Origin of the sequence: Promicromonospora sp. NPDC060204, assembly GCF_042728455.1 — a bacterium.
Taxonomy (GTDB): Bacteria; Actinomycetota; Actinomycetes; order Actinomycetales; family Cellulomonadaceae; genus Promicromonospora.
Genome location: NZ_JBHWZO010000226.1, coordinates 1 through 10,640, shown reverse-complemented (window position 1 = coordinate 10,640; position 10,640 = coordinate 1). Strand labels below are relative to the sequence as shown.

The window sequence follows — 10,640 nt, the reverse complement described above, 5'->3', positions numbered from 1 at the left end:
GCTCGCGGACGGCACGCGCGACGCGCACCGACTCGGGCTCGAAGTCGCCGTCCGGCGGCATGCTCATGGGCGCCATCCTGCCAGGAACCAGAATGGGATACCATTTTTCCATGCCCTCCGCCCGACGCCGTCCGCGAGTCATCGCGTGCGTAATCACCGGCATGCTGCTGGCCGGGTGCGGAGCGGCGACCCCTGCGGCATCACCTGCGACGACGGCCCCGCCGACCGCGGCGCCGTCCCCCGCCACGCCGTCGCCCACCACGCCGTCCCCAACCGCTCCGTCCCCAACCACTCCGTCCCCCACCGCTCCGAAGCTCCTGCTCGTCACGCAGGCCGACCGCGACTCGGTCGCCGTCGTCGACCCCGGCGACCGCGACGGGTCGGCCGTCGTCGACGAGGTCACCGTCGGCGCGGCCCCGTGGGACGTCGCGGTGCACGCCGAAACGGGCCGCGCCTTCGTCTCCACGGCCCAGGGCGTGGCGGTCGTGGACCTCGCCGCGGGCGAGCGGACCGACCTGGTCGGGTACGCGCACCGCCCGGCCCGGGTCGCCTACGGCGAGTACCGCCCCGGCGGCCTCGGGCTCGCGGTCTCCCCCGACGGCGGCACCGTGTACGTGGCAGTGAGCACCGGGGACGCGGCGTTCCTCGAGGTGGTCGACGTCGCCGACGGCGAGGTCGTGGGCTCCGTCCCCGTCGGACGGCGGCCGTTCGACGTCCTCGTGAGCGCCGACGGCAGCGAGGTCTACACGATCGACCACGACGGGTTCACCGTCACCGTCGTCGACACCGAGACGCTGGACGCCCGTCCGATCCAGGTCGCGCCGTTCGGCACCGAGGGCGGCCTCGCGTCGTTCGAGAAGCCGCACTACGCCGTGCTGGACCCCGACGGCGACCTGCTCCTGCCCTACCAGGGGCGGGCGCTCGCCCGCGTCGACCCGGACTCCGGCGAGGTCACGACCACGGGCCTCGCCGCGGACACCCACCAGCACGGCGTCGCCCGCGCGGACGACGGCACGCTGGTGATCGCCGGGAACGGCCCGTTCGGCAACGCCGACAGCGGCGCGAGCATCGAGGTGGTCTCCCCTACGGGCGACTCGACGGTGCTCCCGACCGACCGGCGCCACGAGACCGTGGCGATCTGGCAGGACGCGGACGCCGCGTTCGGCGTCCTGGCCGGCGGGTACACGCAGGACGGCGCCTGGGACGGACTGACGGTCCTGCCGCTGGAGACCGCCCTCGACGGCGCCGACGAGTCGTACGAGATCCGCGTCCCGGGCCGCCCACAGGCGGTCGTCCCGGTCACGCTGCCGAGCTAGCGAAAGACAGGCTAGCGAAAGACACGCTGGCGAGAGACGCGCCGGCGAACGAACAGAGAGAGGCACCCGATGAGCACCACCACGCCCAGCCCCGCCGCACCCGGTCCGGCTACCGGCCCGGTCACCGGCCCGGTCACCGTGCTGCGCGACGTACGCCCCTGGGGCGGGGAGCGCAGCGACCTGCACGTCGCGGACGGCGTGATCACCGCCGTCGTCCCGCACGACGCGGCGGCGCACGCGGACAGCACCGCGCCCGGCGTCGTCGACGGCGGCGGGCTGCTCGCGCTGCCCGGCCTGGTCAACGCGCACGCGCACGTCGACAAGTCGTGGTGGGGCAAGCCGTGGGTGAGCTACGGCGGGGAGCCGGGCACGCAGGGCCGGATCGCGCACGAGCGCGCGCACCGCGACGAGCTCGGCATCCCGGGCGTCGACGTGACGCTCGCCGTGCTGCGCGAGTCCGTCCGCACCGGCACCACCGCCGTCCGCTCGCACGTCGACGTCGACCTGGGCGTGGGGCTGCGCGGCATCGAGGTGGTGCGCGAGGCCGTCGCCGCGCTGGGCGGCGCGGTGCACGCCGAGATCGTGGCCTTCCCGCAGGACGGCGTGCTGCGCCGCCCGGGCGTGCTGGACCTCCTCGACCAGGCGGCGGCCGCAGGGGCCGAGCACATCGGCGGCCTCGACCCGGCGTCCATCGACCGCGACCCCGTGGGCCAGCTCGACGGCCTGTTCGCGATCGCGGAGCGACGCGGCGTCGGCATCGACGTGCACCTGCACGACGGCGGCGAGCTGGGCGCGTTCCAGATCGAGCTGATGATCGACCGCACCCTGCGGTCCGGCCTGCAGGGCAAGGTCAACGTGGCGCACGGCTTCGCCGTCGGCCAGCTCGCCGGCTCCCGCCAGGCCGACCTCGTCGCGGCGATGGGCGACGCGGGCATCACGATGACCACGGTCGCGCCGATCGGCGCCGCGCCCCTGCCGCTGCACGCGCTGCGCGCCGCCGGCGTCGCCGTCGGCCTGGGCACGGACGGCATCCGCGACCTGTGGTCCCCGTACGGCACCGGGGACCTGCTCACGCTGACCACGCAGCTCGCGCGCCTGTCCGGCTTCCGCCGCGACGAGGACCTGGTCACCGCGGCACGGATCGCGTCGGCGGACGCCGCCCGGTTCGTCGGCCGCGCGACGCACGACCTGGTCGTCGGCGCGCCCGCCGACGTCGTGCTGGTCGACGCCCAGAACGTGCCCGACGCCGTGGTGCGCGCCCCGCGCCGCGCCCTCGTGGTCGCGGCCGGCCGCGTCGTCGCCCGGGACGGCGAGGTCCTGGTCTGACGTCGGGCTCGGCGTCACCCTCACCCCCGCATTGATCGAACCAATCGCCCCCTCACCGCCGTCCTGACCTTGACCCGCAGCGCCCCCGTCCGTAGATTGCAGGCATTTCATCGGATGTTTGCGAAGGAGCGGCATGGCCACGATCACCGGAGTGCGCGTCGAGGACGTGCGGTTCCCGACGTCGGCCACCGCCGACGGCTCGGACGCGATGAACAAGGACGCCGACTACTCGGCGGCCTACGTCGTGCTGGAGACCGACGCGCCCGACCCGGCCGGCTCCGACCCCACCAGGCCGGGCGGGTCGGGCCGGACGCTGGGCGGCTACGGCCTGACGTTCACGATCGGCCGGGGCAACGACATCGTGGCCGAGGCCGCGCGGCAGCAGGCCGCGCTGCTCGTGGGCCGCGACGTCGACGAGCTCGCCGCGGACATGGGCGCCGTCTACCGCGACCTGACCGCCGACAGCCAGCTCCGCTGGCTCGGGCCGGAGAAGGGCGTGGTGCACCTGTCGCTGGCGGCCGTGCTCAACGCCGTCTGGGACCTGGTGGCGCGCCGCGCGGGCAAGCCGCTGTGGCGCCTGCTCGTGGACCTGACGCCGGAACAGCTCGTCGACGTCGCCGACCTGCGCTACCTCTCCGACGCCCTGACCCGCGACGAGGCGCTGGAGATCCTCGAGGCCCGGGAGCCCGGGCGGCAGGAGCGTCTGGCCCACCTGGAGCGCACCGGCTACCCCGTGTACACGACGTCGGCCGGCTGGCTCGGCTACAGCGACGACAAGCTGCGGCGGCTGTGCCAGGAGGCCGTGGACGCCGGGTACCAGCACGTGAAGCTGAAGGTCGGGGCGAACCTCGCCGAGGACGTCCGCCGGCTGACCATCGCGCGCGAGGTGCTGGGCCCCGACCGGAACCTGATGATCGACGCCAACCAGGTGTGGGACGTGCCGCAGGCGATCGAGTGGATGCGCGAGCTCGCGCGGTTCGACCCGCTGTGGATCGAGGAGCCGACCTCGCCCGACGACATCCTGGGGCACGCGGCGGTGCGCCGCGCCGTCGCGCCGGTCGGCGTCGCGACGGGCGAGCACTGCCACAACCGCGTGATGTTCAAGCAGCTCTTCCAGGCCGAGGCGATCGACTACTGCCAGCTCGACACGGGGCGGCTCGCCAGCATCAACGAGATCGTCGCCGTCCTGCTGCTCGCGGCCAAGTTCGGCGTGCCCGTGTGCCCGCACGCGGGCGGCGTCGGCCTGTGCGAGATGGTGCAGCACGTCTCCGTGCTGGACTACGTGGCGATCGGCGGCGACCTCACCGGCCGCGTCACCGAGTACGTGGACCACCTGCACGAGCACTTCACCGACCCGTGCGTCGTCGAGGACCGGGGCGCCGGAACGGCGTACGTGCTGCCGTCCCTGCCGGGCTACTCCACGCAGATGTACGAGGAGTCGCTGGACCGGTTCCGGTTCCCGGGCGGGACGTACTGGGCGACTCCAGGGCCCGAGACCTCGGTGAGCGGTGTCCCCGTGCGAGATACTTCCCAGCATGTCCCGCACTGACGAGGTCGTCGACGGCATCCGCAGGATGATCCTCGACGGCAGGCTGCGACCCGGCGACCGCCTGCCGGTCGAGAAGGACCTGGCCGACGAGCTCCAGGTCTCCCGCGGCTCCCTGCGCGAGGGCGTGCGCGCGCTGTCGATCCTCGGCGTGCTGCACACCCGGCAGGGTGACGGCACGTACGTGACCAGCCTCGACCCCGCGCGCCTGCTCTCCCCCATGTCGCTGGTGCTCGACCTGCAGGACGAGGGCGCCATGCCCGCGTTCCACAGCGTGCGCCGCGTCCTGGAGACGGAGGCCGCGGGGCTGGCCGCGACCCGGATGACCGACGCCGCGCTCGCCGAGGCCCGGGCCGTCCTGGACCAGGTCGCCGAGGTGCTGGACGGCGCGGAGGTGGACCACGACCGGTTCATCGAGGTCGACATCGCGTTCCACCGCGTGATCGCGGCGCACACCGGCAACCCGGTGCTGGAGGCGCTGATCGAGTCGTTCGCCGGCCGCACCGTGCGGGCGCGCCTGTGGCGCGTGCTGCACGCCGAGGGCATCGAGGCGCGCACGCACGGCGAGCACGAGGCCATCTGGCGTGCGCTCGCCGCGCGTGACCCCGAGGCCGCGCGGATCCGGATGGCGGCCCACCTCCTGGGTGTCGAGGACTGGCTGCCGAGGCCGGAGAACCTGGACGAGGACTGAGTCGATGTGTCAGACGTACAGGTCCCCCGGGTGACCTGTACGTTGACACGTGCAGCGCGCCTGCGAGCCGCTACTCGTAGAGCACCGCGGCGATCTCCTCGTCGTCGATGTTCGTCTCGTCGTACCAGTAGAAGCCGGAGTCGATGACGGGCTCGACCTCCTCGCCGTCGATCGCGGCGACGGCGGCCTTGACCGTCTCGTAGCCCATCTTGATCGGGTCCTGGGTGATCGCCCCGGCCATCAGGCCGTCGCGGATCGCGTCGGTCTGCGCCTTGCCGGAGTCGAAGCCGATCACCGTGAGCTCGCCGGCCCGGCCGGACTCCTGGACCGCCTTCACGACGCCGATCGCCGAGCCCTCGTTGGTGCCGTAGATGCCCTTGAGGTCGGGGTGGGCCTGCATGATCGCCTTCGCGGCGTCGGCGGACTTGAGCTGGTCGCCCGCGGCGTACTGGGTGTCGACGATCTCGATGTCGGGCGCGTTCTCCTCGATGTACTGCGTGAACCCCTCGACGCGCTGCTGCCCGGTCTGCGACGTCTGGTCGTGCCCCACGATCGCGATCTTGCCGCTGCCGACCAGCTCGGCCATGTGCTTGGCCGCCTCGGCCGACGCCGCGAGGTTGTCCGTGGACACCGTGGTCACCGGCACGTCCGAGTCCACGCCGGAGTCGAAGGCGATCACGGGGATCCCCCGCGACTGGGCGTCCGTCATCATCGGGATGGACGCCTCGGAGTCGAGGGCCGCGTAGCCGATCGCGTCCGGACTCTTGTCCAGGGCCGTCTGCAGCATGGTGAGCTGCTTCTCCACCTCGGTCTCGGTCTCGGGCCCCTCGAACGTGACCTCGACGTCGAGCTCGGCCGCGGCGTCGTCGGCGCCCTGCTTGACCGCCTGCCAGAACTGGTGCTGGAAGCCCTTGGAGACGAGGGCGACGTAGGGCTTGTCGCCCGTCCCGGGCGCCCCGCCGGCCGCGCCGCCCGAGGAGCACGCCCCGAGGGCGAGGACGAGGGCGGTCACGGAGGTGGCCGCGGCAAGGGCCGCGAGGCGCCTGCGCGTGGTGCTGCTGCTGTTCATCCGGGTCCAGCTCCTTCGATGGTCGGTTCGAACGTCTGTGTTCGGTTCAGGTAGGGCAGGCCGGACGGCGGCGTCAGGCCCTCGTCACGCCTCTTTGCCGCGCCGCAGCATGTCGGCGTACACCGCCAGCACGATCACGATGCCGACGGCGACCTTCTGCCACTCCTGCGGGATCGACATGATCCGCAGGCCGTTGGTGAGCGTCGCCATGATCAGCGCGCCGATGACGGTGCCGAGGATCGTCGCCTTGCCGCCGCGCAGCGAGGTGCCGCCGATGACGACGGCGGCGATGGCCTCCAGCTCGTACCCCAGCCCGAGGCCGGGCTGCGCGGAGTTGAGCCGCGACGCCATGACGACGCCGGCGAGCCCCGTGAACAGGCCCGCCACGACGTAGATCACGACCTTCCAGCGCCGGACGTCGACGCCGGAGATCGCCGTCGCCTCCTCGTTGGAGCCGATGGAGAGGGCGTAGCGCCCGGTGAGCGTCTTGCTGAGCGTCACGCCCGCCAGGACGGCGGCGACGAAGAAGATGAGGACGGCGTTCGGCAGCCCCGGCACGAGCTCGCCGCCCGCGAGCTGGCCGAACCCGGGCACGTCGCTGAAGTAGATGGGCTTGGTGCCCGAGATGACCAGCGACAGGCCCTGCGCCACCATCATCATCGCGAGCGTCGCGATGAACGGCGGCAGCCGCAGGTAGGCGACGTTCAGCCCGTTGAGCAGGCCGATCAGCGCCCCGATCGCGAGCCCGCCCAGCACCCCGACCACGAGCGGCAGGCCGAGGTTGGCCAGGAACACCCCGGTCATCACCGAGCACAGTGTCATGCCGGTGCCCACCGAGAGGTCGATCCCGCCGGTCGCGATGACAAGCGTGGCGCCCAGCGCCATGATCCCGGTGACGGCGGTGGCCAGCAGGATGCCCTTCACGTTGGCCCAGTCCAGGAAGTACGGGCTGGCCACCGAGAAGAACACGAAGATGACCACCAGCCCGCCGAAGGCGAGGAGCTGCTGGAGCTGCTGGCGGTTGCCCAGCCCGTTCTTGCCCAGCCCGGCCCTGCCGAGGATGGTCGTGGTCATGCGTCGCCTCCGGTCGTGACGAGCGAGCGGTCCGCACCGAACCGCGTCGCGAGCTCCATGATGTGGTGCTGGGTCGCGTCGGCATTGGCGAGCGTCCCGGTGACCCGGCCCTCGCACATGACGACGATCCGGTCGGCCAGCCGCAGCACCTCCGGCAGCTCCGACGAGATGACGACGATCGACTTGCCCTGCGCGGCCAGGCCCGTGAGCAGGGTGTAGATCTCGTCCTTGGCGCCGACGTCGATCCCGCGTGTCGGCTCGTCGACGATCAGCACGTCGCAGTCCCGCACCAGCCACTTGGCCAGGACCACCTTCTGCTGGTTGCCGCCCGAGAGGTTCTTGGCCCGCTGGGTCACCGACGGCGTCCTGATGGAGAGCTGGTCGACCATCTCGGCGGCGACCCGGCGCCCTTCGGCGTCCCGCACGAACCAGCCGCGCGTCATGCCGCGCAGCGAGGACAGCATGACGTTGCGCACCACGTCCTGGTCCAGGAGCAGGCCGTAGCGCTTGCGGTCCTCCGAGAGGTAGCCGATGCCGTGCCGGACGGCGTCGGCGGGGCTGCGCACCGTGACCGGCTTGCCGTTCACCTCGACAACGCCGGTGGAGCGGTCCGCGCCGATGATCGCGCGGGCGACCTCGGTGCGGCCGGCGCCCATGAGCCCCGCGAGGCCGAGGATCTCGCCGCGGCGCAGCTCGAACGAGACGTCCTTGAGGAGCGAGCGGGTGCTGAGGCCGCGCACGGCGAGCGCCACCTCGCGGTCCGCCGCCTCGGGTGCGGGCTCCGGCCGCACCCCGGTCGCGAGCTGCCGGCCCACCATCGCGGCGATGACCTCCTGCGTGGTGGTCCGCGCCGTCGGCAGCGTGTCCACGTAGCGGCCGTCGCGCAGCACCGTGATGCGGTCGGAGATCTCCTTGATCTCGTCCATCCGGTGCGACACGTAGATGACGCCGGTGCGCGGGGAGACGAAGTCGCGCACGATGCGGAACAGCGTGGCGACCTCGGTCTCGGTGAGCGCCGCCGTCGGCTCGTCCATGATCAGCACGCGGGCGTCGAACGAGAGGGCCTTGGCGATCTCGACCATCTGCTGGCCGGCGACGCTGAGGTGCGCCACGGGCTGCCGCGGGTCCAGCGGGATGCCGAGCCGCTCGAAGAGCTTGCCCGCGCGACGCTCCAGCTCGTCGTCCCGGATGAGCAGCCCGGCGCGCCGGGGCTCGCGGCCGATGAAGATGTTCTGCGCGACCGTGAGGTCGGGCATGAGGTGGAACTCCTGGTGGATCACGCTGATGCCGAGCTCGTTGGCCTGCCGGGGGCCGGCCGGGCTCATGGCCGCGCCGTCGAGCTCCATGGTCCCCGCGTCGGGCCGGTGGATCCCGGAGAGCAGCTTGAGGAGCGTGGACTTGCCCGCCCCGTTCTCGCCGACGAGCGCCAGCACCTCGCCGTGCCGCAGGTCGAGGTGGACGTCGTCGAGCGCGCGCACCCCGGGGAAGGACTTGCTGATCCCCGTGGCACGGAGAAGTACCGGGCCGTCCGTCACGTGAGCTCCCTTGCGTACGTGCCTTGCGTCCAACCACTCGCAGCCAACCGCTGGCATTCAACCGCAGACATCGGATGCATCTCAAGGCCTTACGCAAGATTCCTGCGATTTTGCCCCGCCAGGCGGGAGATTGGCGAGGATAGGTCGGACGTTTGCCGCCCGCTCAGCTCCCGGCGTCCGGCGCTGTGTCCGGAACCGCCTCCGGCGCGAGCAGCCCGGCGTCGGCGAGCGCCTGCCACAGGTCCGCCGGCACCCGGACGGCGGCCCGCTGCGCGGCCTGCACCGCGTGCCCGGGCTCCCCGAGCCCCACGACGGTGCTGACCACCGCGGGGTGCGTGCGCACGTAGGCGAGCGCTGCCTGCGGCAGCGTGACCCCGTGCTCCTCGCACACCGCCGCGATGCGGCGGGCGCGGTCCAGGGTCCCGGCGGGGACGGGCGCGTAGTCGTAGGTCGCGTCCGACGGCGGCCGGTCGTGCGCCAGGAGCCCCGAGTTGTAGACGGCGGCCGCGACGACCGCCACGCCGCGCTCGGCCGCCGCGGGGAGCAGGTCGGCCAGCGCGGGCTGTTCCAGGAGCGTGAACCGCCCGGCGCACATGACCAGGTCGACGTCGGTCTCGCGCACGAACCGGGTCAGCATGGCGGACTGGTTCATCCCGGCGCCGATCGCGCCGACCACGCCCTGGTCGCGCAGCTCGACGAGCGCGGGCAGCGCCTCGTGCGCCGCCTGCGCCCCGTGCTCGTCGGGGTCGTGCAGGTAGACGACGTCGATCCGGTCCAGGCCGGTGCGCTCCAGGCTGGCCTCGATGGAGGCGAGCACGCCGTCGCGGGAGAAGTCCCAGACCCGGCGCGCGGTGGCGGGCACGTCAAACATCTCGGGGTCGGTGCGGTCGGCGGTCTCGGGCGACGGGACGAGCAGTCGTCCGACCTTCGTGGAGACCACCACCTCGTCGCGCGGCCGGGTGCGCAGGTACGCGCCGAGCCGGAGCTCGGACAGGCCGAGGCCGTAGTGCGGCGCGGTGTCGAAGTACCGGATCCCGGCGTCCCACGCGGCCTGGAAGGTCGCGTGGGCCTCCTCGTCCGTGGTCGCGCGGTACAGGTTGCCGGCCGGGGCGGCACCGCACCCGAGCGTGGTGAGCCGGACGCCGGTGGCGCGCACCTCGGTGGTCAGCATGTGGGGTCCTCCTCGACGACACCGGCTGGACGACGCCGACTGGACAGCACCGGCGAAAACATCAGATGTATAGCACGTCGAGTGCGGCTCGCGGAACGGACGTTCGGGACGATCCGTCGGCACCTCCTAGGCTCAGGCCCGTGACTGCGCTGTGGTGGACGGAGACCGGCCCGAGCGACGCCCCCGTGGTGCTGCTGCTGCACGGCGGAGGCGTGGGCGCCTGGATGTGGCGCGACCAGGTCGAGGCCCTGGGCGACCGGTACCGCGTCATCACGCCGGACCTCCCCGGCCACGACCACAGCGCGGGCGTACCGTTCCCCTCGGCCGCGGAGCTCGTCGAGGACCTGGCGGGGCTGCTCAAGGAGGTAGGTCCGGCCGCGACCGTCGTCGGCTTCTCCTTCGGCGCCCAGCTCACGGTCGCGCTCGCCGCGGCCCACCCCGACCTCGTCGCGCACGCCGTCGTCGTCAGCGCCCTCACCGAACCGATGCCGCTGCCCGGCCTGAGCACGTTGCTGGTCCGCGCGGCGGCCCCGCTCGGCGGGCAGCGCTGGTTCGCGCGCCTCCAGGCCGGGGCCCTGTTCGTGGACGACGAGATGTTCGACGACTACCTGCGCACCGCCCAGTCGTTGTCCGCGACGGACCTGGTCGCGCTGACCACGGCGAACGCGGCCTTCCGGATCCCGGAGGCGTGGGCGGCCTTTCCCGGACCGGCGCTCCTGCTGGCCGGCGGAGCCGAGCCGCGCGCGCTCGTGCGCGGGATGCGCAACCTGCACCGCAGCCTGCCGGGGTCGGAGCTGGAGGTCGTCGCGGGCGCCGGGCACGGCCTGCCGCTCCAGCACACGCAGTGGTTCAACCGCCGGCTCCTGGGCTGGCTGGGCCAGGAGATCTGACTTCGGTCGGTTGTCTTGAGAC

Annotated in this window: 9 protein-coding genes; 5 read left to right on the top strand and 4 right to left on the bottom strand. The window is 72.9% G+C overall.

The window, feature by feature from the left end:
• The first annotated feature begins 110 nt into the window (after nt 1-110).
• From ACFWEJ_RS22710 to ACFWEJ_RS22695, 4 genes are all read left to right on the top strand, one after another.
• The gene (locus ACFWEJ_RS22710) at nt 111-1,316 is read left to right on the top strand and encodes a hypothetical protein (protein ID WP_377231452.1); all 1,206 of its coding nucleotides are present in this window, start codon (nt 111-113) and stop codon (nt 1,314-1,316) included.
• 69 nt (nt 1,317-1,385) lie between these two features.
• Complete coding sequence (locus ACFWEJ_RS22705; RefSeq protein ID WP_377231451.1) at nt 1,386-2,642, top strand: amidohydrolase; 1,257 nt, start codon at nt 1,386-1,388, stop codon at nt 2,640-2,642.
• Between the two features lie 133 nt (nt 2,643-2,775).
• Nucleotides 2,776-4,191 carry an L-fuconate dehydratase gene (locus tag ACFWEJ_RS22700; protein WP_377231450.1) on the top strand — a complete coding sequence of 472 codons (1,416 nt, stop codon included), beginning with the start codon at nt 2,776-2,778 and terminating at the stop codon, nt 4,189-4,191.
• Nucleotides 4,178-4,879: a FadR/GntR family transcriptional regulator gene (locus ACFWEJ_RS22695; RefSeq protein ID WP_377231449.1), complete on the top strand. Its 702-nt coding sequence runs from the start codon at nt 4,178-4,180 to the stop codon at nt 4,877-4,879. Before ACFWEJ_RS22700 ends, ACFWEJ_RS22695 begins: the two co-directional genes overlap by 14 nt.
• Nucleotides 4,880-4,949: 70 nt before the next feature.
• Here the strand turns inward: ACFWEJ_RS22695 and ACFWEJ_RS22690 are convergent, their stop codons facing one another.
• The 4 genes from ACFWEJ_RS22690 to ACFWEJ_RS22675 form a co-directional block, all read right to left on the bottom strand.
• On the bottom strand, nt 4,950-5,948 hold the full coding sequence (locus tag ACFWEJ_RS22690) for an ABC transporter substrate-binding protein (protein WP_377231448.1): 999 nt from the start codon (nt 5,946-5,948) through the stop codon (nt 4,950-4,952).
• 84 nt (nt 5,949-6,032) lie between these two features.
• Entirely contained in the window at nt 6,033-7,022 is a 990-nt protein-coding gene (locus ACFWEJ_RS22685; protein ID WP_377231447.1) for an ABC transporter permease, read from the bottom strand.
• The gene (locus tag ACFWEJ_RS22680) at nt 7,019-8,557 is read right to left on the bottom strand and encodes a sugar ABC transporter ATP-binding protein (RefSeq protein ID WP_377231446.1); all 1,539 of its coding nucleotides are present in this window, start codon (nt 8,555-8,557) and stop codon (nt 7,019-7,021) included. The genes ACFWEJ_RS22685 and ACFWEJ_RS22680 overlap by 4 nt, the downstream gene beginning before the upstream one ends.
• Nucleotides 8,558-8,720: 163 nt before the next feature.
• Nucleotides 8,721-9,728, bottom strand: a complete 1,008-nt coding sequence (locus ACFWEJ_RS22675; protein WP_377231445.1) for an aldo/keto reductase — start codon at nt 9,726-9,728, stop codon at nt 8,721-8,723.
• 140 nt (nt 9,729-9,868) lie between these two features.
• Between ACFWEJ_RS22675 and ACFWEJ_RS22670 the strand changes: the two genes are divergently transcribed.
• Nucleotides 9,869-10,618, top strand: a complete 750-nt coding sequence (locus ACFWEJ_RS22670) for an alpha/beta fold hydrolase (RefSeq protein ID WP_377231444.1) — start codon at nt 9,869-9,871, stop codon at nt 10,616-10,618.
• The last annotated feature ends 22 nt before the right edge of the window (nt 10,619-10,640 follow it).

Bases quoted from the DNA above. Each gene is read 5' to 3' on its own strand.
- ACFWEJ_RS22710 (WP_377231452.1), top strand. From the start codon at position 111: ATGCCCTCCGCCCGACGCCGTCCGCGAGTCATCGCGTGCGTAATCACC.
- ACFWEJ_RS22705 (WP_377231451.1), top strand. From the start codon at position 1,386: ATGAGCACCACCACGCCCAGCCCCGCCGCACCCGGTCCGGCTACCGGC.
- ACFWEJ_RS22700 (WP_377231450.1), top strand. From the start codon at position 2,776: ATGGCCACGATCACCGGAGTGCGCGTCGAGGACGTGCGGTTCCCGACG.
- ACFWEJ_RS22695 (WP_377231449.1), top strand. From the start codon at position 4,178: ATGTCCCGCACTGACGAGGTCGTCGACGGCATCCGCAGGATGATCCTC.
- ACFWEJ_RS22690 (WP_377231448.1), bottom strand. From the start codon at position 5,948: ATGAACAGCAGCAGCACCACGCGCAGGCGCCTCGCGGCCCTTGCCGCG.
- ACFWEJ_RS22685 (WP_377231447.1), bottom strand. From the start codon at position 7,022: ATGACCACGACCATCCTCGGCAGGGCCGGGCTGGGCAAGAACGGGCTG.
- ACFWEJ_RS22675 (WP_377231445.1), bottom strand. From the start codon at position 9,728: ATGCTGACCACCGAGGTGCGCGCCACCGGCGTCCGGCTCACCACGCTC.